This is a genomic window from Mesorhizobium sp. BR1-1-13, from assembly GCF_020165515.1.
Lineage (GTDB): Bacteria > Pseudomonadota > Alphaproteobacteria > Rhizobiales > Rhizobiaceae > Mesorhizobium.
This window is the reverse complement of record NZ_JAIUIH010000001.1, coordinates 780935-805375: the sequence shown is the minus strand read 5'-3', so window position 1 is coordinate 805375 and position 24441 is coordinate 780935. Positions and strand designations below refer to the sequence as shown.

23 protein-coding genes, 1 tRNA gene and 2 pseudogenes are annotated in these 24441 nt (G+C 63.5%); 12 read left to right on the top strand and 14 right to left on the bottom strand.

Features of this window, described 5'->3' with window-relative positions:
* Positions 1–43 precede the first annotated feature (43 nt).
* Genes LB533_RS03950 through LB533_RS03940 form a run of 3 tightly spaced genes read left to right on the top strand, consistent with a single transcriptional unit; the run spans position 44 to position 3319 of the window.
* Positions 44–508, top strand: a complete 465-nt coding sequence (locus LB533_RS03950) for a MarR family winged helix-turn-helix transcriptional regulator (RefSeq protein ID WP_140639572.1) — start codon at positions 44–46, stop codon at positions 506–508.
* Positions 501–1781 (top strand): HlyD family secretion protein, encoded by a 1281-nt coding sequence (locus tag LB533_RS03945; RefSeq protein ID WP_140639326.1) that lies wholly within the window; start codon positions 501–503, stop codon positions 1779–1781. The genes LB533_RS03950 and LB533_RS03945 overlap by 8 nt, the downstream gene beginning before the upstream one ends.
* The gene (locus LB533_RS03940; RefSeq protein WP_140639327.1) at positions 1778–3319 is read left to right on the top strand and encodes a DHA2 family efflux MFS transporter permease subunit; all 1542 of its coding nucleotides are present in this window, start codon (positions 1778–1780) and stop codon (positions 3317–3319) included. Before LB533_RS03945 ends, LB533_RS03940 begins: the two co-directional genes overlap by 4 nt.
* 301 nt (positions 3320–3620) lie before the next feature.
* Here LB533_RS03940 and yidC read toward each other — a convergent pair whose 3' ends face one another.
* From yidC to rpmH, 3 genes are read right to left on the bottom strand one after another with little or no spacing between them, the layout of a single operon-like run.
* The gene (gene yidC, locus LB533_RS03935; protein WP_140639328.1) at positions 3621–5441 is read right to left on the bottom strand and encodes a membrane protein insertase YidC; all 1821 of its coding nucleotides are present in this window, start codon (positions 5439–5441) and stop codon (positions 3621–3623) included.
* A 14-nt stretch (positions 5442–5455) separates the two neighbouring features.
* Positions 5456–5809, bottom strand: a complete 354-nt coding sequence (rnpA, locus tag LB533_RS03930) for a ribonuclease P protein component (protein ID WP_140639329.1) — start codon at positions 5807–5809, stop codon at positions 5456–5458.
* Between the two features lie 14 nt (positions 5810–5823).
* The gene (rpmH, locus tag LB533_RS03925) at positions 5824–5958 is read right to left on the bottom strand and encodes a 50S ribosomal protein L34 (protein ID WP_008833937.1); all 135 of its coding nucleotides are present in this window, start codon (positions 5956–5958) and stop codon (positions 5824–5826) included.
* A 290-nt stretch (positions 5959–6248) separates the two neighbouring features.
* Between rpmH and LB533_RS03920 the strand changes: the two genes are divergently transcribed.
* Both LB533_RS03920 and LB533_RS03915 read left to right on the top strand, forming a co-directional pair.
* Positions 6249–7736, top strand: a complete 1488-nt coding sequence (locus tag LB533_RS03920) for an ATP-binding protein (RefSeq protein WP_140639330.1) — start codon at positions 6249–6251, stop codon at positions 7734–7736.
* 227 nt (positions 7737–7963) lie between these two features.
* Positions 7964–8040 (top strand) — tRNA-Arg (locus LB533_RS03915).
* A 102-nt stretch (positions 8041–8142) separates the two neighbouring features.
* Here LB533_RS03915 and LB533_RS03910 read toward each other — a convergent pair.
* The 9 genes and pseudogenes from LB533_RS03910 to LB533_RS03870 all read right to left on the bottom strand — a co-directional run bounded on the left by LB533_RS03910 (position 8143) and on the right by LB533_RS03870 (position 15691).
* Positions 8143–8796, bottom strand: a complete 654-nt coding sequence (locus LB533_RS03910; protein ID WP_140639331.1) for a hypothetical protein — start codon at positions 8794–8796, stop codon at positions 8143–8145.
* Between the two features lie 142 nt (positions 8797–8938).
* Positions 8939–9313 carry an avidin/streptavidin family protein gene (locus tag LB533_RS03905; protein WP_140639332.1) on the bottom strand — a complete coding sequence of 125 codons (375 nt, stop codon included), beginning with the start codon at positions 9311–9313 and terminating at the stop codon, positions 8939–8941.
* Between the two features lie 148 nt (positions 9314–9461).
* Positions 9462–11375, bottom strand: coding sequence for a DUF4396 domain-containing protein (locus tag LB533_RS03900; RefSeq protein WP_224556386.1), 1914 nt, complete (start codon positions 11373–11375; stop codon positions 9462–9464).
* 238 nt (positions 11376–11613) lie between these two features.
* Positions 11614–12201, bottom strand: a complete 588-nt coding sequence (locus LB533_RS03895) for a DUF308 domain-containing protein (protein ID WP_140639333.1) — start codon at positions 12199–12201, stop codon at positions 11614–11616.
* 304 nt (positions 12202–12505) lie between these two features.
* Positions 12506–13129: a hypothetical protein gene (locus tag LB533_RS03890; protein ID WP_140639334.1), complete on the bottom strand. Its 624-nt coding sequence runs from the start codon at positions 13127–13129 to the stop codon at positions 12506–12508.
* Between the two features lie 96 nt (positions 13130–13225).
* On the bottom strand, positions 13226–13807 hold the full coding sequence (locus LB533_RS03885; RefSeq protein ID WP_140639335.1) for a TetR/AcrR family transcriptional regulator: 582 nt from the start codon (positions 13805–13807) through the stop codon (positions 13226–13228).
* Between the two features lie 163 nt (positions 13808–13970).
* Positions 13971–15068 carry an ACR3 family arsenite efflux transporter gene (gene arsB, locus LB533_RS03880; RefSeq protein WP_140639336.1) on the bottom strand — a complete coding sequence of 366 codons (1098 nt, stop codon included), beginning with the start codon at positions 15066–15068 and terminating at the stop codon, positions 13971–13973.
* A gap of 14 nt (positions 15069–15082) precedes the next feature.
* Positions 15083–15294 (bottom strand): annotated as a pseudogene (locus tag LB533_RS03875) (arsenate reductase ArsC); the annotation flags it as partial.
* Between the two features lie 46 nt (positions 15295–15340).
* Entirely contained in the window at positions 15341–15691 is a 351-nt protein-coding gene (locus LB533_RS03870; protein WP_140639337.1) for an ArsR/SmtB family transcription factor, read from the bottom strand.
* A 249-nt stretch (positions 15692–15940) separates the two neighbouring features.
* Between LB533_RS03870 and LB533_RS03865 the strand changes: the two genes are divergently transcribed.
* On the top strand, positions 15941–16897 hold the full coding sequence (locus tag LB533_RS03865; protein ID WP_263487256.1) for an alpha/beta fold hydrolase: 957 nt from the start codon (positions 15941–15943) through the stop codon (positions 16895–16897).
* Between the two features lie 80 nt (positions 16898–16977).
* Here LB533_RS03865 and LB533_RS03860 read toward each other — a convergent pair whose 3' ends face one another.
* A complete protein-coding gene (locus LB533_RS03860; RefSeq protein WP_246674431.1) occupies positions 16978–17535 on the bottom strand; it encodes a TMEM175 family protein in 558 nt (185 codons plus the stop codon).
* A gap of 139 nt (positions 17536–17674) precedes the next feature.
* Positions 17675–18376, bottom strand: a complete 702-nt coding sequence (locus LB533_RS03855) for a GntR family transcriptional regulator (protein WP_181169338.1) — start codon at positions 18374–18376, stop codon at positions 17675–17677.
* 217 nt (positions 18377–18593) lie between these two features.
* On the opposite strand from LB533_RS03855, the gene LB533_RS03850 reads away from it, so the two are divergent.
* The 6 genes and pseudogenes from LB533_RS03850 to LB533_RS03825 all read left to right on the top strand — a co-directional run.
* Entirely contained in the window at positions 18594–19634 is a 1041-nt protein-coding gene (locus LB533_RS03850) for an ABC transporter substrate-binding protein (RefSeq protein WP_140639340.1), read from the top strand.
* A gap of 76 nt (positions 19635–19710) precedes the next feature.
* Complete coding sequence (locus tag LB533_RS03845; protein WP_140639341.1) at positions 19711–20793, top strand: ABC transporter ATP-binding protein; 1083 nt, start codon at positions 19711–19713, stop codon at positions 20791–20793.
* Complete coding sequence (locus LB533_RS03840; protein ID WP_224676707.1) at positions 20793–21719, top strand: ABC transporter permease; 927 nt, start codon at positions 20793–20795, stop codon at positions 21717–21719. The genes LB533_RS03845 and LB533_RS03840 overlap by 1 nt, the downstream gene beginning before the upstream one ends.
* Positions 21716–22516 (top strand): ABC transporter permease, encoded by an 801-nt coding sequence (locus LB533_RS03835; RefSeq protein ID WP_224676706.1) that lies wholly within the window; start codon positions 21716–21718, stop codon positions 22514–22516. Before LB533_RS03840 ends, LB533_RS03835 begins: the two co-directional genes overlap by 4 nt.
* A 49-nt stretch (positions 22517–22565) precedes the next feature.
* On the top strand, positions 22566–24152 hold the full coding sequence (gene ggt / locus LB533_RS03830) for a gamma-glutamyltransferase (RefSeq protein WP_224676705.1): 1587 nt from the start codon (positions 22566–22568) through the stop codon (positions 24150–24152).
* Positions 24153–24298: 146 nt separating this feature from the next.
* Positions 24299–24436: pseudogene (locus tag LB533_RS03825) on the top strand (ketopantoate reductase C-terminal domain-containing protein); the annotation flags it as partial.
* Positions 24437–24441 lie beyond the last annotated feature (5 nt).

The following is a 24441-nucleotide window of genomic DNA, read 5'->3' as shown; positions in this document are numbered from 1 at the left end:
TAAGCATGCTCACGAAAAGTTGCTCGCCGACCTGATCCCTCCCATGCCCACGCCGCCTAATATCAGCTTCGTGCTGCACGATGTTGCGCGCCTGCTCAGAAAACGGTTCGAGCAGCGTTCGCGCGTGTCGGGGCTGACCCCGGCCCAGTGGCAGGTCCTGGCTTATCTTTCGCTGCATGAAGGCATTCACCAGAACAAGCTCGCCGACCTCATCGAGATCGTGCCGATCACGCTCGCCCGGCTGCTCGACAAGATGGAAGCGCGCGGCTTCATCGAACGCAGGCCCAACCCCTCCGACCGCAGGGCCTGGCTGCTTTATCTGACCCCGCAGGCCCGCCAGCTGATCGAAGTGATGCGCAGCAACGGCCAGAAAACACGAGACGAAGCCTTCGCCGGCCTTTCGCCTGAAAGACAGCAGCAACTGCTGCAAACCCTCTGCTTGATCAAATCCAATCTGCTCGCGGCTTGCACGCAGCCAGCCGTTGACCGGGAGAAACTACATGGCTGAACCAATCTCGCCCAAGAAACCTGCCGAAGCAGAGCCTTCCGCCGGCCGGACCACAGACCAGATCATCCGGCTGGACAGCGAGCGCGAACAGAGGCGGGCCAATCCCATCATCGACAATGACGAGCTGGAAACGCCGGTCGCTCTGGAGCCGGCGGCGCTCGAGGCTCCGTCCAAGGAGCCGCAGGCGGCCAAGGTCGCCGCGGCGCCGGCCAAGCCCAGGCGCAGCCTGACGCGGCCGGTCCTGTTTGCCTTGCTCCCCGTGGCGCTGGCGGTCGGCGGCTATTATTACGTCGTCGGCGGCCAGACCATGACGACCGACAATGCCTATATCCAAGCCCAGTCGCTCGGCGTTTCCACCGACGTCTCCGGCACTGTGCAGGAGATAGACGTCCACGAGAACGAGATGGTGAAGAAGGGCCAGGTGCTGTTTCGCCTGCGGCCCGCCTCCTTCGAAACCGCTCTCGCCGCCGCCCAGGCCCAGCTCGGGACCGTGCGCAACCAGGTGCTGACGTTGCAGGCGAGCTATCAGCAGTCGCTGGTGCAGATCGAGCAGGCCGAGGCCGACATCCCCTATTACGAGGCCGCTTTCCAGCGCCAGCAGGATCTGCTCAAGACCTCCACCGCCTCCAAGGCGACGTTCGACAGCGCCCAGCACGACCTCATCGCCGCCCGCCAGAAAGTGTCCGTCGCCAAGGCGCAGGCACAGGCCACACTTGCCCAGCTTGGCGGCGACGCCAACCAGCCGGTCGAGAAGAACCCGTTCTACCTGCAGGCCCGGTCGGCGGTGGACGACGCCCAGCGCAATCTCGCCGATTCCATAGTCAAAGCGCCGTTCGACGGCATCGTCACCAATGTCGACGCGCTGCAGATCGGCAAGTACCTGCCCGCTTCGCAGCCGGCGTTCAGCCTGGTCTCGGCGACCGATCTGTGGATCGCGGCCGAGCCCAAGGAAACCGAACTGACCTATGTCAGGCCAGGACAGACGGCGACGATCAGCGTCGACACCTATCCGGGCGCCGTCTGGCACGGGACCATCGCCTCGATCAGCCCCGCATCGTCGTCGAGCTTCTCGCTGCTGCCGGCGCAGAACACCACGGGCAACTGGGTCAAGGTCGTGCAGCGCATCCCGATGCGGGTCACGATCGATGATCCGCAAGGCAAGCCACCGCTCAGGGGCGGGATGAGCGTGGTCGTCGACGTCGACACCGGTCATGCGCGCGGCCTGCCCGACTTCGTCACCAACCTCATCCACCGGGTCGAGCAGAAATCATGACCCTCGCGGCAGGCGCCACGCCGGTGGTCGCCAATCGCGGCGCCATCACCGCCTGCGTGATCCTGGCGGTCATCATGCAGGCGCTGGACACCACCATCGCCAATGTGGCGCTGCCCTATATCCAGGGGAGCGTTTCGGCGAGCGCCGACCAGATCAATTGGGTGCTCACCTCTTATATCGTCGCGGCTGCCGTGATGACGCCGCCTTCGGGCTACCTTGCCAACCGGTTCGGCCGCAAACGCATCCTCTTGATCTCCATCACCGGCTTCGTGGTTGCCTCGGTGCTTTGCGGCTTCGCGCAGTCGCTGCCGCAGATCGTCGGCTTCCGCCTGCTGCAGGGCCTTTTCGGCGCGGCCCTGGTGCCGCTGTCACAGAGCATCCTGCTCGATATCTATAGTGTGGAAGAGCGCGGCTCGGCCATGGCGCTGTTCGGCGTATCGGTGATGGTCGGGCCGGTGCTCGGGCCGGTCATCGGCGGCTGGCTGACCGAGAACGTCAGCTGGCGCTGGGTGTTCTACATCAACGTGCCGATCGGCGCCCTGGCCTTCGCCGGCGTGTCCATGTTCGTCCAGGAGACGAAAACGGATCTCAAGGCGAGGCTGGACTGGCTGGGCTTCGGCATGCTCAGCATCACCATCGCGGCGCTCCAGATGTTCCTCGACCGCGGCGAACAGCTCAACTGGTTCTCCTCCTCCGAGATCATTGTTGAAGCGCTGATCTGCGCCTCGGCCTTCTACATCTTCCTCGTCCACACCTTCACCGCCCGCAGCAGCTTCGTGAACCCCAGGCTCTTCCTGGACAGGAATTTCGCCGTCGGCATGGTCTTCATCTTCATCATCGGCATCACCTACCTGGCCTCGCTGGCCCTGATGACGCCCTATCTGCAGACGCTGATGGGCTATCCCGTGGTGACGGCCGGCATCGTCATGGGGCCGCGCGGGCTCGGCACCATGGCCTGCATGTTCCTGGTCGGCAAGCTGGTCGGCAAGGTCGATACACGCTGGCTGCTGTTGACCGGCCTGCTGGTCACCGCCTGGGCGATGTACGACATGACCGGCTGGACGCCTGACGTCTCGCAATGGACGATCATCAGCACCGGCTTCATCCAGGGTGCGGGACTCGGCTTCCTGTTCGTGCCGCTGACCACCATCACCTTCGCCACGCTGGCGCCGGAGCGGCGCGCGGAAGGCACCGGCCTGTACAACCTGTCGCGAAACATCGGCTCCAGCGTCGGCATATCCGTCGTCACCGCGCTGCTGACGCAGAACGTGCAGATCAACCATGCCAACATCGCCACCTATGTGACGCCCTTCAACCAGGCGTTCAGCGATCCGGCGATCGCGCAAGCGATGAACCCCTATACGGCCGCCGGCCGCGCCGCGCTCGACGGCGTGGTGACGCTGCAGGCGACCATCATCGGCTACATGAATGATTTCAAGCTGATGATGATCCTGTCGCTGGCCGCCATCCCGCTGGTGCTCCTGCTGCGCAAGCCGGCAACGCCGGCCAAGATCGACCACAGCGCCGTCATGGAATGACCGTTCGAGCGCGATCGGGTCTCGATTGAGTGCAAGCCGCAGCGGCTCTCTGGAAAGGGCGGGCCACGGCTGGTCCGCCACCGTTCCATCAGTTGAATGAACCGGTCCAGCAAAGCAGCGCGAATCGCGGTTTGCCGGACGCCTGCCTGACATCGGCCTCGTTGCACTGGAAGCCGTCGCGGCGTTGGGGCGGCTTTTGAGAAAAGCTGCGATCAATGCCCGGCATATCTCTGCCCGAACAAAAAACCCCGGACGAGTTCAACGAGCCGGGGTTTTTTTCGAAATCCGGAGCCGGCGCCTTTTATTCCGCCGGCGAGGGTTTTTTGCGGAACAGCGCCATCAGATTGTCCCACAATTCGATCTTGGCGCCCTGGCGCTTCATGATCACGCCTTGCTGGAGGATCGACAGCGTGTTGTTCCAGGCCCAGTAGATGACCAGGCCTGCCGGGAAACCAGCCATCATGAAGGTGAAGATGACGGGCATCCAGGTGAAGATCGCGGCCTGCGTCGGATCCGGCGGCGTCGGGTTCATGCGCATCTGCAGGAACATGGTGACGCCCATGATCAGCGGCCAGACGCCGATCATCAGCATGTGCGGAAGCGTGATCGGAACGAGGCCGAACAGGTTGAAGATCGACGTCGGATCGGGCGCGGCCAGATCCTGGATCCAGCCGAAGAATGGCGCATGGCGCATCTCGATGGTGATGTAGAGCACCTTGTAGAGCGAGAAGAAGACCGGGATCTGCAATGCCACCGGCCAGCAGCCGGCGAGCGGATTGATCTTCTCGGTCTTATACAGCTCCATCATCGCCTGCTGCTGCTTCATCTTGTCGTCCGCGTATTTCTCGCGGATCTCGAGCATCTTGGGCTGCACCTTCTTCATGTTCGCCATCGACGCGTAGGACTTGTTGGCGAGCGGGAAGAAGATGGCCTTGACGATGACGGTGGTGGCGAGGATCGCCAGACCGAAATTGCCGAGGAATTTGTAGAGCGTGTCGATGAGCCAGAACATCGGCTTGGTGATGAAGTGGAACCAACCCCAGTCGATCAGCAGGTCGAACCGCTTGATGTGGCGGTCTTCGGCATAGGCATTGATCTTGGCGACTTCCTTGGCGCCGGCGAAGACCTCGGTCTCGACGGTCGCCGACTGGCCGGCCTCGACATTGATCGGGTCGGTGAGGAAGTCGGACTGGTAGCGGTGGCGGCCGTCCACGAAATAGCCGAAGCGCGGCTGGAACGGCTGCTTCTCGCTCGGCACCACCGTCACCGCCCAGTATTTGTCGGTAATGCCAAGCCAGCCGTCCGTCGACTTGCCCGGCTTGACTTCCTTGTCCTTCTCGATGGACGCGTATTTGTGTTCCTGCAGGCCTTCCGCACCGGTGAAGCCAATCAGGCCTTCATGCAGCACGTAGGTGCTGGCGACTGCCGGCTTGTCGTAGCGGGTGACGCGGCCGTAATTGAACAGAGAGACGGCGCTTGAGCCGGAATTCTGCACCGTGTCCGAGACCGTGAACATGTAGTCATTGTCGACGGAGAAGGTGCGCTTGAAAGTCAGGCCCTTGTCGTTGGTGTAGGTGAGCGTTACTGGCGTCGACGGGGTCAGCGTCGGATTGCCTTCGACGTTCCACACCGTATCCGCGCCCGGTACCGTGCCCGTCTTGTCGTTGCCGACGAAGCCGATCTCGGCAAAATAGCCTGTGGGCAGCGCCTGCGGGTTGAGCAGTTCGATCTCGGGCGAATTCTTGTCGACGGTTTCGGTGTAGTGCTTGAGCTTGAGGTCGTCGAGGCGCGCGCCGGTCAGGTTGATCGAGCCTTCCAGGCTCGGCGTGTCGATCTTGACGCGCTTCGAAGCCGCAAGCGCCTGGTCGCGGCTGGCCGCGGTGACGGTGTCGCCGCCGGGCGCGTTGGGGATGGCACCGGGAGCGGTGCCGGCCGGCGCTGGCGTTGCCGCGCCCGGATTGGCTGTCTCCGCCGCCTTCTTCTGCTCTTCCACGCGCTGCTGCTCGACGCGCGCCGCCTCGCGCTGCTGCTCGACGCGCGGGTTCATGTAGAAAACCTGCCACAGGGTCAGGATCAGCACCGATAGCGCGATGGTGATGAAGAAGTTCCGGTTGTTTTCCATCGAGAGCCCTTGGCCTATCGTGTTCCGCGAAGTCGGCGGGAGAGTTCGGCTTTCAACTGGCCGAACGGGGCGCGGAGCGCATCATCGCGCCCGACGATGACATAATCATTGCCGGGCATCATGTCATCGGCCGCATGGGTGCGCACGGCCTCTTTCAGCCGCCGCCTGACGCGGTTGCGCACGACCGCGTTGCCCACCTTCTTGGTGACGGTGTAGCCGACGCGCGGCGCGCCGCCATCGCCGCGGTCGAGGACCTCGACGAGGAAAAACCGCCCACGGCGTCTTTCACCACGGCGGACGGCCAGGAATTCCGCGCGTTTCAGAAGCCGCTTGGGATTTTGTCCCACTGGCTTGCCGGTTGCGGGCAACGATCTTGTCTCGCTCAGGCGCTGAGCCGCTTGCGGCCGCGGTTACGGCGAGCTGCGACGACGCCGCGACCACCCTTGGTGGCCATGCGGGCACGGAAACCGTGCCGGCGTTTGCGGACAAGTTTGGACGGTTGGTAGGTACGCTTCATTTGTTTTAATACCGCGGGGTGCGGCCCTTCTTGATTCTGTCACTCTGTAACAGGAGCTTTGCCGGGCCGGCTTTGGCGCGATCGAAACCGCGCCGGGACGAATGGCCCGAGCGTGAGCGGGCTTATAGAAAGAAGGGTTTTGGAAGTCAATCCGGTGCCGGGGCCGGGGCCGCCGGGTCTGGGATGCGCACCTCGGCGGCAATTATATCTCTCCGACCAAGGGGGAAATTGGCAAAAAAGCCGCAATCGCCTAATCTGGGCTGATCAAGCGATTGTGAAGACAGGACCGCATGAGCGAAACCACGCACGCCGAGGAAGGGACAGGACCAGCGCCAGCCGCCGTCCGCACCGTCCCCTTGTCGCGCGGCCTGTCGACGAAACTGCTGCTGTTGACCATCGTTTTCGTGCTTTTGGCCGAGGTGCTCATTTTCCTGCCCTGGATCGCCAGCTACCGGCTGGCCTGGCTCAAGGAGCGGCTGAGCACCGCCGCGGCCGTATCGATCGTGCTGGTGCAGGGCGAACCGACCTCGCTTTCGCGCACGGCGCAGAACGACGTGCTTATGGCGATCGGTGCGAAGGCGATCGCGGTGCGCGACGGCGGCGTGTCGCGGCTGCTTGTGGTGGCCGACATGCCGCCGCAGGTCGACGAGCACATCGACCTCGCCAGCGTCGGCATGGTCAAGGGCATGACCGGCGCGCTCGACACGCTGTTTTTCGGCGGCAACCGGATGCTGCGCGTCTTCGGGCCGGTCGGCGACAGCGACAAGGAGTTCGAGCTGATCATGCCGGACTACAGCCTTCGCAAGGCCATGCTCATCTATTCGCGCAACGTCGCCTTCGTCTCGCTGCTGATCTCGCTGTTCACGGCGATGCTGGTCTATGCCGCGATCGACCTGATCATGATCGGCCCGATCCGCAACATGACGCGCTCCATGCTGTCCTTCTCGCAGGCCCCCGACGACCCCAGCCGGATCATTCATCCCGCCGCACGCGCCGATGAGATCGGGGTGGCCGAGCGCGAGCTGTCGCAGATGCAGGAGCGGCTGCAGAAGATGCTGACCGAGCAGAAGCACCTGGCCGATCTCGGCCTCGCCGTGTCGAAGATCAACCACGACATGCGCAACATCCTGGCCTCGGCGCAGCTCATTTCGGACCGCCTGCGCCAGGTCAAGGACCCGACCGTGCAGGCCTTCGCACCGAAGCTCCTGCGCGCGCTCGACCGTGCGGTCTCCTACTCGGAAGGCGTGCTTCATTACGGCCGCACGCAGGAGCCGCCACCTTCGCGCCGGCGCGTGCGGCTGCGCCAGCTGGTCGAGGACGTGCACGGCCTGCTCGACATCGAGGAAGGCATCGAGTTCATCAACGCGGTCGAGAAGGCGTTCGAGGTGGATGCCGATTCCGACCAGCTGTTCCGCGTGCTCACCAATCTGTGCCGCAACGCCGTGCAGGCGATGGCGGCGGACACGGAAAGCGCCGTGGTGCGCCGGCTGGCGGTTTCGGCCGAGCGCATGGGCAGCGTCAGCCGCATCGTCGTCACCGACACCGGCCCCGGCCTGCCGCCTAAGGCGCGCGAGAACCTGTTCGCGGCGTTCCGCGGCTCTGCGCGCAGCGGCGGCACCGGCCTTGGCCTGGCGATCGCGCATGAACTGATCCGCGCTCATGGCGGCACGGTGGAGCTGGTCGAATCGATCGGCGGGCGCACAACCTTCGCCGTCACCATTCCCGACCAGCCGGTACGGCTCGACCAGGCCCGCAACGGGCTGCGCCGCCCGGCCTGACAGGCCCGGACGCTGTTTCCCCCGCAAACCGGTCCGGCCCCCCTTCGCCCTGAATGCCGCTTCGAACAATCCGGATTTCCGGCCGGATTCACCGGATGGCGCGTCGAAGACAAAACTTTTGCCGGATCGGCTTGCTTTTCGCGAATTCAGTCGCTAGGGAACTGCACACATTCGCGGCCGGTCCTCGAGGATCGGATCGCGGGGTCATGGAAAGCATGACCTGATGCGCGCCCGTAGCTCAGCTGGATAGAGCACCAGACTACGAATCTGGGGGTCAGGAGTTCGAATCTCTTCGGGCGCGCCATTTCGGTACCAAGACGCCGAGTCTTGAGATACCTGACTCTTCGGCTGAGACTGGATTGCTAAAAGGGCGAGCAACTCCGCGGCCCTGCTTCTTGGCAAAGTGTCAATCCCCGCGCGTGCCTGGGAAAAGAACCGTCAGTCTTTGCTCGGCCGCCGCCCAGGCCCGTAGGTGATAGCGGCGCAGCACGAACACACTTGCAGCGAAGGCGAGCATCCCGGCTGCCACGCCGAGAGCCATTCCCGCGCCGGCTGCCGCTGTGGCGGCTATGCCTGTAAAGACACCTGCAATGGCGCTGCTGATCACGCTCACCATGCCGGCCGTCGTCATGAAATACTGCAACGGCGATGGGCTGAGCCCCTTGTCCACGAGCACTGCCGAGCGATCGTCGTGCGTGGAATGAACGAGATAGCCTTGCATGGCGGGCGCGACTTCAACGTAGTAGTGCCGGATCCGTGCCATTCCACGGGCGTGCACCATGTCCTCGACAGCAACCTGCACGGCGCGGACGAAGGTGACCAGGCCGATAAAGAAAACGCAGGGCAGCAAGATCAGGCTGAACAGCACGAACGGCATACCCATTTTCGTGACTTGCGCCACGAATGACAGGGCGATCGCTACGCTTGAGACTGACGTGAGGAACAGATTGGCGCGCTGATTCGCCTCCTGAATCGTGGCTGCGCGGGCGGTCTGCAACACGAAGTGCTCGGTTGTCATGCACTGCAGGACTACCTGCGGGTCGTTGCCTTCTTCCGCCATCCCATCGTCCTCCGGTCGGCTCGACCACAGCGCTGCCGAAATCGCTCAGGATCGGCAAGCCGCCTTCAGTCGCGCATATCCCATGCGGGCCTGGCGGCCTTCCATAGCCGCCCATGGAGCCACGCCGGCCCGAGGGGCTGGGTCATTCCACGCGCTCGAACACATCCAGGCTGGTCCCGAAGGCGCGCCATGCCCCAACTCTGACTATCCTGCCAGGCGCCCCTTCCGCCGATGCGGTAAGGGTCTGCCCTGCAACGGTATGCCAAAGCGTCTCGAGCTTACTTTCCCGCAGAATGCCGGTGTAGCTCACTGCCGCAGGCCCGGCCTTGCCCTGTCCCGCAGCCGTGAAGCCGATTACGTCGCCACAAGCAGCGCCATGGATCGGAAGTTCCTGACCAAAGAAACTGCTGTCTTCCAACGCCGTCCTGAACGTGCCGCGGATGACGCCTTCCGCGTCGTCCTCGATGATGACGGTCGAGCCGTATTGGTTTCGCCAAGTCCCGATCCAGTCCGGCATGGTGCACTCCACGAGCGGTTCGGGGTCAACGTGCAGGGCCCGCACGTGTTCCGAGGCTGGCTGCGCCGTTCGGCGTCGAGGCCAACCTCTGGGCAACCGTCGCCGGGCCAAGTGCGGCGCTGATGTCGCAACAGCGCCAATTCCCGCGTCAGCTGACGTCGATGACCACCATCAGCCCGCCGCCACCCTTTTCCTCGGCATTGTTGTTCGTCGTGTGGTGGGGAATGTGGCAGTGGATGAGCCATTTTCCGGGTCGCCGCGCCGTCCAGACGACATCATAGCGCTGGCCCGGACCGACATTGATCGTGTCGGCGAGTAAGCGGGCCGAAGGGGGAATGGTCTCGCCGTCGCGCGCGACGACCTCGAACGGCCCGCCATGAATGTGCATCGGATGGATGAAGCCGTTGTTGGTGCCGATGAAGCGGACCTTCAGGGTCTCGCCGACCTTCATGCGGATCGTCTCGGTGGAGGGATAGGCCTTGCCGTTGATGGTGAAGAAGTTCGGCATGCCGCCGTCCATCGGCATCGAGGGATAGGTCAGGCCCTCCCGCACCAGCCATTCCTGCAACTCGATGACGTAGTCATGGTCGGCGGCGACCTCATCGGCGGGGTTGGCCGGATCGATGATCAGCGCGCCGTAGAGGCCGAGTGCCTGGGTGCGGTCGGGCTTGGCGTGCGGATGGTAGAAATAGGTGCCGTGCTGGGTGGCCGTGAATTCGTAGGAATAGGTCTGCCCCGGCTTGATCGGCGCCTGCGTGATCTCGGCCGGCCCGTCCATCTGGTTGGGCAGGATCAGGCCATGCCAGTGCACGGTCGTTTCCTCAGGCAGATCGTTTGTCACGTTGACCCTGATGCGGTCACCCTGCCGGATGTGGATGCGCGGACCGGGAATCTGGCCGTTATAGGCATAAGCATCGACCGCGACGCCCGGCAGGATCTGCCAGCGGATCACCGAGGGCCTCAGCTCGAACACCTTCACGCCGTTCTCCATTCGGAACGGCAGATCCTGGTCGCCCTTGGTGGCGAGGTCGTATGAAGCGGTGACCAGGCGCGGATCGGCCGCCGCCATGTCGCGCATGGCGTCGGCCGGGGTGTCGCGGTCCATGATCATGCCCTGTGGCATGATCACCCCGCCGACGTCGCGGGCCGAAAGCCTGAGGTTCAGCCAGTTCGCCGGAGCAGCCACGCCAATACCAAGCGCAATCAGCGACACCACGCCGAGCGCGGCGATCTGCGGCGTGGTCGCGTCCGACCGCGTCTGATGGCCGCCGCTGCCTTTGTGGGAACCCGTGTCGTGGCCATGCTCGCGATGACCATGGCCACCGGCCTGCCGCATTTGCGTCTGCGCATGCTGCCTCCTGGCAGCGGGCTCCTGATTGTCTTTCCCGCCCTCCGGCGGACGCTCGGTCATCAGGCCGTGCTTCAACCCGCGCGCAACCAGCCAGACATTGGCGGGGTAGGCAAGCGCGAAACCGGCGATGACGCCGAGCGACATCACGCCCCAGAACAGCAGCTCGGTCGGCTCCATGGCGCGCATGTCGCGGCCCATCATCAGAAAACTCATGACCGGCGCCATGCCGGCCATCATGAAGTTCATCGAAATGAACTCGGGCAGGAAGCTCTTGCGCACGTTTTCCCAATAGCTGCCGCCCATCATCGATTTCATGAACAGCGACTGGAAGATAAAAAGGCCGAACGCGAAGCCGGCGAGATATTCGACGATGAGATCGAGCCACATCGGCAGGCCGAGCGTGGCGGTGACGACCGCGGCAAGGATGATGCCCGTCGCATCGCCGGCGACGCAGTGGATGGTCGAGCCGGCGCCCTGTTTCCAGAGCGGACTGGTGAAGGTCTCGTGCTCGCCCGGGCGCGGCTCCTTGTCGGCGAGCACGTAAAGCAGCAGCCCGAGCGGGCCCATATAGAGCGTCACCAGGATGAAGCCCCATTTCATCACCACCGGCTCGGGATTGTTGCGGTACTGGTCAATGCCGACATAGAGCGTCGAGGCCAGGGCGAGCACGAACCAGGCGACCAGAAAATAGTCGATCGGTTGGATAAGCATGGATTCGGCCTCTTGCGCCGTCAGATAAAACGGCAGGTTGTGCCCTCCTGCGGATGAACGCGGCCGTGGCCGATACGATCCCGTCTGTTCCTCTCATACGCCGACTGCTCGATCCCGCCACTTCGAGCCGAGTTGTACTGGCCTGGCCGGACCCGATGCGCTGCGGTTCATCTGCTGATCAAGACAACAGGTCGATCGCCGGACCACGATCGGATGCGCAGTAGACCGACAATGTGGATCATGCCTGAACCGATGCCACTTTCCGGCGCCGCGACTGCGAGACGGTCAGCCAAAGGGCTGAGACGAGGAAATAGAAGGCGCCGAAGCCGGCGTAGCCTGCGATGTTGGCGATCGAGGGCGGTGCGGACATCTGCGCTTGCGCGATGAAGAATGCGCCGGCGACAGTCGATTGGCCTCCGCTCAAGATCATGGCCCATTGGCCTCCGGCGGTTTTCCAGCGCCGGATTGCGGTTCCAAGCTGCAGCAGACCGGAGAAGATTGCCCACGCGCCGAAAACGCCGAGAACCCAATTCATGTTCATCGCCGCCAGGATGACTGCAAGGGCGACCACCGAACTGGTTGCAACGTTGAATGCTTGCGTACGATTGGCGGCAAGCCCGCCGTTGCGGGAAGCATCGACATAATTGGCGGCTGCATCCCAGGCAGGATAGGCAACAAGCAAGACAGCCGCGATGGACGCCGACTGCCGGCCGACCGTCAAAGTGGCCACGACCCAGACGACGGAAAAGGCCGCACGGGCGAGGTAATACAGCTTGAGCCACTTGTCCTGGTCATTTGAAGCAACTTCACCGCGATCGCGTCTCATTGGATATCCTTCAGGTATGGTTCAATGTGTGTCTGATGACCTCGGCCACCACAGGTGGCCGAGGGGCTTGTCAAAGAGGGCTGTTTCACCCTCCTTCACTGTCCGCCCGCTTTCCTCCGAGAGCCGGCGCCGGGTGCAGGCCACAGCCGCCGGCAAATGCCCCGCTCCCGGTACATGGGAAATGCTGCCGGCATTTCGGACGAGCGGCCTTCACTGTCGCGTTCGTCCGCGCCGAACCGCTCAGCGTATCTTTCGCCAGCGCCGCCGTGATGGCCGACAGCCTGCGAACCAGCGGCGACCTGGCTCACATGGGCGGGACCACGCCATTTTTGCCAACGACGACCTGATGACCGATCGTTTCGCTTGCGGCCTTCTCGCCTGCTATGAAGACGACGGCACCCGGGACCAGATCATCCTGAGTTGCCGGAGAGAGGGTCACGACGGGGGTGCCATCCGGGATCGCGATCTTCTTTTCCTTGCCTTGGTAGGACACGGTCACGGTGCGCCCGTCGACGTCCTTGACGGCATCGGCGACTGTTGCGTTGGTCATGCTGCTGTCAGGCTTCAGATCCCACCCGTAGCTTCCCTCACCTGCGCCTTTCAGCGCGGGCGGGAAGATCAGGACTTCCAGAGCGCCGTCACCGCCCTTGTCCTTCGGCAGCGAGGCAATTCCGACGAAGTCGCCTGGCTTGATATCGGCCACCTTCGCAGTAGCGACGGCGGAGATCTTCCAGCCATCAGCCAGGGTAACGTCAACAGTCTCGCCTTCCCGCGTGTTGACCTTCAGCGTCGAAGCGCTGAAGCTCACCACGCTGCCCCTGATGTGGATCTGCTCGGCCTTCCGGCTTTGAGCCTGAGCGGGCGCCGTGATGGCGAAGGTCGCCGGGATACCGACGACCAAGAGAGCCGAGAGGAGTTTGTGAAACATAGGGAATTCCTTTACCTACTAGTTGGTAGTTTATCGCGGCGCATTTATCGATGCTCTTGTCGGGGTGACCCGTCGCTTAGCCGCCCGGCACTGATATCATTCGGGCTTCAGCCTCCGCAGGGTCGGGTCGAGAATTGTTGCGAAGACGCCAGGCTTTCCGTATGCCCGAGCCGATAGCATCGCGCCATGAACAGTGGCCATAAGCGCCTCTGCCTCCACCCGCGCCGGACCAGAGATTTTCAGGGAGCCTTGCTGTTCGCCGCGTTCGATGACCGACGTCAGCCACGCCGAGAGAAACTGAAAATACGCCCGTACCTCCGAGGCGACCTCGTTCGGAAGCGCTGGAAGTTCGCTTGCCAGCAGCGCACATACGCAGAACGGGATGCTCGCATCCTCGATGCATCTGGCCCAATAACCCGCGTAGGCCTGAACGAGTTCGAGCGGTTCAGGCACGCTGCGCTCGAGATCGGCCATGCCGGCTTCGGCGTTCTCGCGGTAACGCGACACAAGCGTACGCACCAGATCGACCTTGCTGGGGAAGTGGTGGTGGATGCTGGCCTTGCGTATGCCGACCACGGCCGCGATGTCTGCGTAGCTGAATCCATTATAGCCGCCGGCGATGATCAGCTTTTGTGCCGAGGCCAGAATCTCGTCAGACGTCGTTGAAAAGTTGCTCATATGGATTGTCTACCTTCTAGTAGGCAGACTGTCAAGCGGACCGATAACCCGCGCAATTAATGGGAGAGCGTCGAGCTGCAATCCCGAGCTTTTCTTGCAGGGCAATCAACCAGAGGGCCGCCCGGCCGGCTGAGGGCCAACGGCTAATTTTGCAATTTTTCGATCAAGGTCGAGCATTGTTGTTTTCAGCAACACGGGACACTGCGTAGCCGCCCTCGTACCAGCCTTTGGAGCGGTTCACGATCCGGATCACGGAGAGCATGACCGGCACTTCGATCAGCACGCCGACGACGGTAGCGAGCGCCGCCCCCGACTGGAAGCCGAACAGGCTGATGGCGGCGGCGACCGCCAGCTCGAAGAAGTTCGAGGCGCCGATCAGGGCCGAGGGGCCAGCGACGCAGTGCTGTTCGCCGGAGATGCGGTTGAGCAGGTAAGCGAGCCCCGAATTGAAATAGACCTGGATCAGGATCGGCACGGCCAGCAGCGCGATGATCAGCGGCTGCGCCAGGATCTGCACGCCCTGGAATCCGAACAGCAGCACGAGCGTGGCAAGCAAGGCCATGAGCGAGAGCGGCTGAAGTCGTTCCAGAAATCGCTTCAAGGCGGCTTCGCGGCCTGCGGCGAGCAGCCGCCGACGCAGGAGTTGGGCGCCGATGACCGGCACGACGATGTAGAGTGCGACGGAGAGGACGAGCGTATTCCAGGGTACGGTGATGGCCGACAGGCCGAGCAGCAAGCCGACGATCGGCGCGAAGGCGAAGATCATGATGGTGTCGTTAAGCGCGACCTGGCTCAGCGTGAAATGCGGTTCGCCTTTCGTCAGGTTCGACCACACGAAGACCATCGCTGTGGAGGGCGCGGCCGCCAAGATGATAAGGCCGGCGATATAGCTGTCGATCTGGTCGGCCGGCAGATAAGGCCGGAAGAGATACCCTATGAACAGCCAGCCGAGCGCCACCATCGAGAACGGCTTCACCGCCCAGTTGACGAAAAGCGTCACACCGATTCCGCGCCAATGCTCCTTCACGCGGCCGAGCGCGGCGAAGTCTATCTTGACCAGCATCGGCACGATCATCAGCCAGATCAGTGCCGCGACCGGCAGGTTGACCTTGGCAATCTCGGCCTCGCCGACGGCGTGGAAGACGCCTGGCATGAGATGGCCGAGCGCGATGCCGGCGACGACGCACAGCGCCACCCACACAGTCAGGTATTTCTCGACGAAACCAATGCCGTCGCCCGCGCTCAAAGCATGATCGGTCATGATACTTTCCTTGCTCAGCCGGCTTTCGGAAGGTTGCGGCCCATTTCATTCAGCCGCTTCTGCAGGGCAAGCTTGTCGACCATGTTCATCGGAAGACTGATAAGGCCGAAATGCGGTTGTTCAGCATGCGCTAGGCTTCGGCGAAGGCCAGGTGCTTTTCGGCAACGGTGCCTTCCACGTCAGCCGGATCAGGCACGCCCCAATGCGCGGTCATCGGCTGACCGGGCACGATTCATTGCCCGTGCAGAGGAGAAGAACGTTGCATGGCTCACTCATGGCGGATGCCTCTTCCAACACTTGCAGGTGACCGCCTGGATCACGGGCCGACAGAGTTCCGGCGCGCCATTGCAGCAGTCTTCCATGAGATAGGCGAGCAGATCGCGGAATCCGGTCATGTCGGCAACATAGCGGATTGTGCGGCCGTCGCGCTCGGCGCGGACGAGGCCGGCATGGTCAAGAACCTTGAGGTGCGCCGACATCGTGTTCTGCACGATGTCGAGGCGGGAAGCGATCTCGCCGGCGGGGGTCCCCTCGGCGCCCGCCTGGACAAGCAGGCGACAGACCTCGAGCCTTGTATCCTGGCCGAGTGCCGCCAAAGCGAGGAGGGCTGATTTTTTATCCATGCATCCATAAATCCAGAACTAAGGCTTTGTAGTGCCGAACATATGACAGCCGGATGACCATAGGCAGCGCGCTCATCGCGTTTGAAGCTGGGGCAGGATCACTCCTGAGACCGGCGACAAAAAGATGCGTGACCTCCAGGACAGGCATTCGGTTCGCTCAACCCACTCGTTGCGGCGTCCACCGCCAGCCGTTAAACAGAGACGGACACACGAACGTGAGAAGCAACCGTGAGCGAGCAGACACGGCGAATGATCGAGACCAACGGCATCCGCCTCAACGTCGCGGAGCAGGGCGATGGCCCTTTGGTGCTCTTGTGCCACGGCTTTCCCGAATCCTGGTATTCCTGGCGCCATCAGTTGGACGCGCTCGCGGCGGCGGGCTTTCACGCCGTCGCCCCCGACATGCGGGGCTATGGCAGGAGCGATCGGCCGGAGGCGGTCGAAGAGTATACGCTCTTCCATCTGGTCGGCGACATGGTGGGCCTCCTCGACGCCCTCGAAGCGCCCACCGCCATCATCGCCGGCCACGACTGGGGCGCCGTCGTCGCCTGGCACGCGGCGCTGCTTCGCCCCGACCGGTTCCAAGCCGTCATCGGCCTCAGCGTGCCGTTCCGGCCGCGCGCCAAGGTGCGCCCAACCAGCCTGATGCCGCGAACGACGGACTCACAATTCTACCAGCTCTATTTCCAGCAACCCGGCATTGCCGAGGCCGAGTTGGAGCGGGACCCCCGGACCACGGTGCGGGCCATGCTTTACGCAGCATCGGGGGATGCCCCGAACACGAGCGCGGGTGGAATCGGCATGGTTCCACATGGCGGAGGCTTCCTGCAAGCCGTCGAGGCGCCACCGGGCCTGCCGCCCTGGCTCAGCCAACGCGACCTCGATTTCTACGCCGGCGAGTTCCAGCGCACCGGTTTTTCCGGAGGCCTCAACTGGTACCGCAACATCGACCGGAACTGGGAACTGATGGCGCCCTTTGCCGGCGCGCGGGTCAAGGTTCCCGCCCTCTATATAGCGGGCGACCGCGATCTGGTGGTCGCCTTCCCCGGAATGGATCAGCTGCTGGCCAATCTCGGAAATTTCGTCCCGCAACTCCGCGATATGTTGATGCTGCCCGGCTGCGGGCACTGGACCCAGCAGGAACGCCCGGACGAGGTCAACGCCGCGATGATCCATTTCCTCCGGAGCTTGCTGGAACAGGGCTGATCCGGGGGACATGACCGGCTGCGAGACCGCCGGCGCAAGCTCATTGTCGGACGGGCCTGGAATGCCATAGGGAACGGAAATCAGCCGGCACGCGATCCCGGCGCTTCTGGCCGGAGATAGACCGTCAGGCAGCAGCAACAGATCGCCAATCCGGCGATTGGGTATTTCAGGGCGACGACCGCCGCCAAGCCGAAGAGGCAGAGCGTCACGATCGAGCGGATGCGCATGACCTTGCGCGCCTTGAGCGGAACGGCGACGGCCGGCATAGGGTCGATGAGTTCCCGGATCAGGAGAATGTAGGTCAGGTTCACCAGGAAGAAGACGACCGCGTAGAACGCCACCGGCTGCGGGGCCAGTTCGCTGACCGCCATCCACGCGGTTGCCAACGGCAGCAGCGACACCGAGAACAGGTGCGCGAAATTGTACCACATCAGGCTGGTCGTCGCCGCCGTAGCGTGGCGCAGGAGATGATGGTGATTCGCCCAGACGATGGCGATGAAGAGATAGCTCACGCCGTAGCTCAGCCATGTCGGCCACAAGGCCAGCAACGCGGTGAAGGTCGGCACCTCCGGTGGGCGCAGGTCAAGCACGAGCACGGTGATAAGGACGGCGAACACGCCATCCGAAAATGCGCTCAATCGCTCAAGCCCTGTCGAGGGAAGCACCTGGAGTGTCCTTGTCGAGGTTCGTCCGGCCTATGGTAGCATCGCCACCCGCAATATCCATGGCTGCCCAGTCGAGATCGCTAACGCGTTGCTTCGCGCCAAGTCCAACCGCTCACGACGCCTTGGCTAGAAAGCTCTGATAGTCCGATTTGGCCTGCAGCAGGCGCAGCACGTTCTCGCGCGAGCCGCGCACATGCGCGCGCGCCAGAGCGCCGGCGCGCTTGGCGTCGCCGGCGCAGATCGCCTCGACGATCTCGGCATGCTCGTCGCGGGCGATCTTCCATTCGTCGAGCCAGAGCAGTTCCGTCCAGACATAGTGCTGGCACTTGTCGAGGATGCCGCACAGCATGCCGTGCAGCATGGCGTTGCCGCTGATTTCGGCGATGACGCGGTGCAGGTCGATGCCGACTTCAAGCTCCTGGAACTTTTCCCTTGTGGTGCGGTCCGTAATGGCGGCCAGCCTCTCGCATTCGGCAAGCATGGCGCGCAGCCGCGCCTTGTCTTTCTCGGTGGCCGCCGCCGCCGCCAATTCGGTGGCGTGGCCGTCGAGCAGTTCGCGGATGTCGAAGGCCTCGCGGAACATGTTGATGTCAAACTCGGTGACGGCGTAGCCCTGCCGCGGCCGGCCGGTGACCAACCCGTCGCGCTCGAGGCGGTTGAAGGCCTCGCGCACGGGCGTGCGGCTGACATTCAGCTTTGCCGCAATGTCGCTCTCGGTGACGCGCGCGCCCGGCGGGATCTGGCCGGTCACGATCATGGCCTTGAGCGCGGAATAGACCGAGTCGCGCAGCGTGTTTTTTGTTTCCTTGGCCAAGGTCCGTATCCAGTTCTCCGATCCGTGCCGGAAGTCTATGTGTTTCACGCGTAGCTGTATTCAAAGTCGGCGCGTTTTGCCATTCCCCGGCCCCCGGCCGATGGCCCAGGCCCCGCCGAGCGGTGTTGACTTCGCTGATCCCCAAGCTACACTCAAAATTGTATACAAAATCGCATGCGAAATCAAAAACAATGGGAACACCGGTTGGAGAACCGAAATGAAAAGCACCAAAGGCATTAGCGTCGTTGCCATAGCGGGCCTCATGGCAGCGGTCACGGCGCCCGCCGTGGCAGGCGACGCCATCACCGTCGCGTCATGGGGCGGCACCTATCAGGAGGCGCAGACCAAGGCCTTCTTCAAGCCGACCGCCGATGCGCTCGGCATCACCATCAAGGAAGACACCACCAACGGCCTCGACGACGTGCGCCTGCAGGTGACAGGCAACGCGGTGAAGTGGGACATCACCGAGCTCGGCGCCGACGAATGCGCGCGCGGCTCGAAGGAAGGGCTTTTCGAAAAGCTCGACTACAACCTCATCGACAAGAGCGGCATCAATCCCAAGCTCGTCCATGACGACTGGGTCGGCATCTCCTATACTTCCGTCGTGCTCGTTTACCGGACCGACGTGTTCGGTGACAACGGCCCCAAGACCTGGGCCGATTTCTGGAATGTGGAGAAGTTTCCCGGACGGCGCGCGCTGAGCAGCAGCCAGGCGACGGAGACGCTGAGCGTTGCAGCCCTCGCCGAAGGCATTCCGATCGACAAGGTCTATCCTGTCGATATAGACGGCGCGCTGAAATCGGTCGACAAGATCCGTGGCCATATCGATGCCTGGTGGACTTCCGGCGCGCAGGCCATGCAGCTGGTGAAGGACGGCGAGGTCGACATGGCGAGCATCTGGAACGGCCGCGCCGGCACCTTGAAGAAGGAAGGCGCGCCGGTCAGCTTCTCCTTCGACCAGGGCGTGCTCACCGCCGACTGCATGGTCATTCCCAAGGGCGCCAAGAACAAGGAGGCCGCGATGAAGGCGCTGGCGATGTTCGTCAGTCCGCAATTGCAGGCCAATCTGCCGCTTTATGTCGACAACGGACCGGTCAACGAGAAGGCGTTCGAGACCGGGAAGATCCCGCCGGAGCGGATCAAGGACATCAACTCGTCGCCTGAGAACGTCAAGAAGCAGGTGCTGCAGGACGCCGAGTTCTGGCGCGACAACCTCGTCGAGGCGACGGAAAAGTTCAACAATCTGATCCAGCAATAGACCGGAAACCCTGACATTGCGGGGCCGCCCGAGAGTGGCCCTGCTTCTTGGAGTCTCTGCCCAGGAGAAAACAATCTTGTCCATTGCGCTATCCGCGCTGCCGATCGGCATGCGCGCGATCGAGAAACGATTTGGCTCCGTATCGGTGCTGCGCGACCTCAACCTCGACGTCGCGGCCGGCGAATTCCTGACGCTGCTCGGCCCTTCGGGTTCGGGAAAGACGACGCTGCTGATGATCCTGGCGGGGTTCGTCAGGGCCAATGCCGGCTCAATCAAGGTCGGCGACGAGGAGATCATCACCACGCCGCCGCACAGGCGCAATATCGGCATGGTGTTCCAGAACTATGCCCTGTTCCCGCATATGAACGTCTTCCACAACATCGCCTTTCCGCTGAAGCAGCGCCGCATCCCTGCCGCCGAGACGGCCGAGCGCGTCGAGAAGGCGCTGGAGCTGGTTAAGTTGCAGGGCCTCGGCGAACGGCGTGTCGACCAGCTCTCCGGCGGCCAGCGCCAGCGCGTGGCGCTGGCGCGCGCCATCGTGTTCGAGCCGCGCATCGTCCTGATGGACGAGCCGCTGTCGGCGCTAGACAAGGGCCTGCGCGAACACATGCAGATCGAACTGCGCGCCCTGCACCGGCGGCTTGGCATGACGACTGTCTATGTCACGCACGACCAGCGCGAGGCCATCACCATGTCGGACCGTATCGCCGTCATGAATGCCGGGCGCATCGAGCAGCTCGACAAGCCCGAAACCCTCTACGCCGCGCCGCGCACCCGGTTCGTCGCCGGCTTCATCGGGGAATCAAGTTTCATTCCCGTCGAATACCGCAGCGGTTCGGTCTGGTACGAGGACAGGCAAATCCACACCGCGGCGCCGGCGCCGGCATCGGGCCAGCAGCTGATGGTGGTGCGGCCGGAAAAGCTGCGGCTACTGGCAAATGCAGAGCCGGCCAAGGGCGTCAACGTGCTCAGCGCGACGCTCAGTGACGTCATTTATCAGGGCGACAGCTTCGTCTGCTACGCCGTGCTGCGCGACGGCAGGCAGCTGACATTGCGCGACTATTGCCGCAGCAACGTGCTGGCCAGGTTGCCGGCCGCCGGGCAGCCGATCGCGCTTGGCCTCGATGCGCAGGATACGATCCTGGTGGCGGCGGACTGATGAGCGTGCAAACCGCCGCGATGGACGAGACAATTGGCGCCATGGCCCAGGACCTTAACGCGCATGCGTTGCGCGCCGATGCGCGGCGCGAGCAGTTTCGGCTGCTGGCGCTGCTGTCGCCAAGCCTGTTCCTTGTCTTTGCCATCATCATCGTGCCGATCGGCTGGCTGTTCTGGCTGTCGCTGTTCGACGAGGCCGGCGTCTTGAGCGCCGCCAATTATGCGCGCTTCTTCGAGCAGGCCTCCTACATCAAGACCTTCCTCACTACCTTCAAGGTCGCCTTCATCGTCACCGCCGCCTGCGTGCTGCTGGGCTATCCCTTGGCCTATATGCTGTCGCAACTGCCGCGCCGCGCGGCGTCGATCTGCCTGATCTTCGTCATCCTGCCGTTCTGGACATCGGTGCTGGTGCGCACCTATGCCTGGCTGGTGATCCTGCAGCGCAAGGGGCTGATCAACAGCTGGCTGATCGACCTCGGCGTCATCAGCCAGCCGCTGCCGCTGGCCAACAATTTTTCCGGCGTCGTCATCGGCATGACGCATATATTGCTGCCGTTCCTGGTGCTGCCGCTCTACGCCTCGATGAAGACCATCGACACCGACTGCCTGCGCGCCGGGATGAACCTGGGCGCCGGCCCGGTCGCCACCTTCCGCCAGATCTTCTTTCCGCTGTCGCTGCCCGGCCTCGCCTCGGGCGTGGTCATCGTCTTCGTGCTGTGTCTCGGCTTTTTCGTCACCCCGGCGCTGATGGGCGGCGGCAAGGTCGTCATGTGGGCGATGCGCATGGAACAGACCACCAGCCTCTATTCCAACTGGGGCGCCGGCGCGGCGCTGGGCGTCGTGCTGCTCGTGGTAACGCTGGCGCTGCTCGGCCTGTTCCAGTGGCTGCTCGGCGCGCGCGCCACAGGTGTGTGGAGTTCGCGATGAGTGGAGATGTCGGCCTGCCGATCTCGCACCGGCAACGTCTTTGGCTCTATGCGCTGGGCGGCCTCGTGCTGCTGTTCCTGATCGCGCCGTCGGTCATCATCGTCATCATGTCGTTTTCGGATTCGACGCTGCTGCAGTTTCCGCCCCAGCAATGGTCGCTGCGCTGGTACCAGACCTACTTCCAGTCGCTGGAGTGGCGCGACGCGACGATCGTCTCAGTCAAGGTGGCCGTTATGACAGCGCTGGTGGCGACGCCGCTCGGCACGGCCGCCGCCTATGCCATCAACCGCGGCACGCTTCGCTTCAACGGCAGCATCAACGCGCTGATGACCGCGTCGCTGATCGTGCCGGTGATCCTGATCGGCATCGGCACCTTCTTCCTCTATGCGCGTATCGGGCTGAACAACACGCTGACCGGCCTGGTCATCGCGCATACGGTGCAGGCGCTGCCGCTGGTGGTGCTGACGGTGCTTTCGGGCCTGCGCTCCTACGACATGAACCAGGAGCGCGTGGCGCGCAGCCTGGGCGCGGGGCGCGTAGCCGCCTTCTGGCAAGTCACCATGCCGCAAATCCGTTTCTCGATGGTCTCGGGCGCGCTGTTCGCCTTCATCACTTCCTTCGACGAGGTGGTGGTTTCGCTGTTCATATCGGGCGGCGAAACGACGACCTTGACGCGCCGCATGTTCAACGCGCTGCGCGACCAGATCGACCCGACGATTGCCGCCATCTCGACCTGCCTGATTGTGCTGTCCGTCGTGCTGTTATCGGTGGCGCAGATCTTCGGCCGCAGGCATTGATTTCACCGGACCAATTGGCTTCAAAATGACCAGGGGATATCCAGACAGAATGCGCGATTTCCAGTTTCCCGGCCGCTCGCCTGTCCGTGCCACCGAAGCGATCGCCGCGACCTCGCATCCGCTTTCGACGCTTGCAGCCATCGACATGCTGCGCGCCGGCGGCAATGCCATGGACGCCGCTGTCTGCGCCGCCGCCGTGCAGGGCGTGGTTGAACCACAGTCAACCGGCATAGGCGGCGACTGCTTTGTCCTCTATTGCCCCGCGGGGCAGGGAAACGTGCTGGCCTTCAATGGCTCCGGCCGGGCGCCCGCCAAGGCGACCGTGGACTGGTATCGCGGCAAGGGTTTCAGCGAACTTCCCAAACAGGGCCCGCATGCCGTGACCGTGCCCGGCGCGATCGACGCCTGGTGCAGGCTGCTGGAAGACCATGGCAGCAAGGACATCGCAGAGGTGCTGGCGCCGGCGATCCACTATGCCGAGAATGGCTATGTCGTGCATGACCGCGTCGCCTTCGACTGGGCCGAACCGGAGACCGACCTGTCGGCGGACGAGCACGCCGCGCGCATTTTCCTGCCGGGCGGCGAGGCGCCGAGGGCCGGCGACGTGCACCGGCAGCCGGAGCTTGCCGCCACCTTACGCATCATTGCCAGGCATGGCCGCGCCGGGTTCTATGAAGGCGCCGTCGCCGACGACATTGTGAGCCGGCTCAGGGCATTGGGCGGGCTGCATTCGCTTGAGGATTTCGCTTCGACCAAGGGCGATTATGTAGCACCGGTCAGCGTCTCCTATGGCGGCCACGAGATCCACCAGATGCCGCCGAACAACCAGGGGCTGACGGCGCTCCTGATGCTGAATATGCTGTCGGGGTTCAAGCTCGGCGGCCTCGACCCCAACGGCGCCGAGCGCCTGCACTTGGAGATCGAAGCGGGGCGGTTGGCCTACCGCGACCGCGACCGTTTCCTTGGCGACCAGGACCATGTGCCGGTGCCGGTAAAAGAGCTTCTGTCGGCCGCCTATGCCGAGCGGCTGCGCGCCGAGATCGATCGCGAGCGCGCCATGACCCACCTGCCGGATGTGCAGCTGCCGGGCAGTGACACGGTCTATATCTCGATCGTCGACCGCGACCGCAACGCGGTCTCCTTCATCAACTCGACCTATTATTCCTTCGGCAGCGGCGTCGTCGGCCCTAAGACCGGCGTGGTGCTGCAGAACCGCGGCTCGAGCTTCCGCCTCGACCCGGCGCATCCGAACGCGATCGCGCCCGGCAAGCGGCCGATGCACACGATCATGCCCGGCATGGCGACCAGCAACGGCCGCGTGGTGATGCCGTTCGGCGTGATGGGCGGCGGCTACCAGCCCTTCGGCCATGTCCATCTGTTGACCAACATGCTCGACTTCGGCATGGACCCGCAGCAGGCGCTGGACGCGCCAAGGGTGTTCCACGTCGACGGCATGGTGGAGGCCGAACGCGGCGTTTCCGCTGATGCGATCGAGGGTCTGCGCCGCCGCGGCCATCGCATCACCCAGCCGCACCACCCGCTCGGCGGCGGCCAGGCGGTGCTGATCGACTGGGAAAAGGGAACGCTGACGGGGGCGTCGGATCCACGCAAGGACGGAATGGCGCTTGGGTATTGATGGGATCGGGACAACCGTCGCGGCCCGGATTTGGCTGCAGTTGCCACAGCAAGCGTCGGCGCCGCCCCTCATTGCCCTGCCGGGCATTTCTCCCCGTATAGTGACGTGAGAAAGGCGCTTTCATCGATGGCTTCGCCAATGGAACGGGCCGTCCGATGGAAATAGACGCGCTGGTGGGCGCGGTGCAGGAACTAGGGCGACTGGTGAAGAAGCCGACGCCGACGATCGATGGGGTGCTGGCGCTGGTAAGGCGGCTGGCGATGGAGCGGGGGTGTGATGGCTGAGGTAG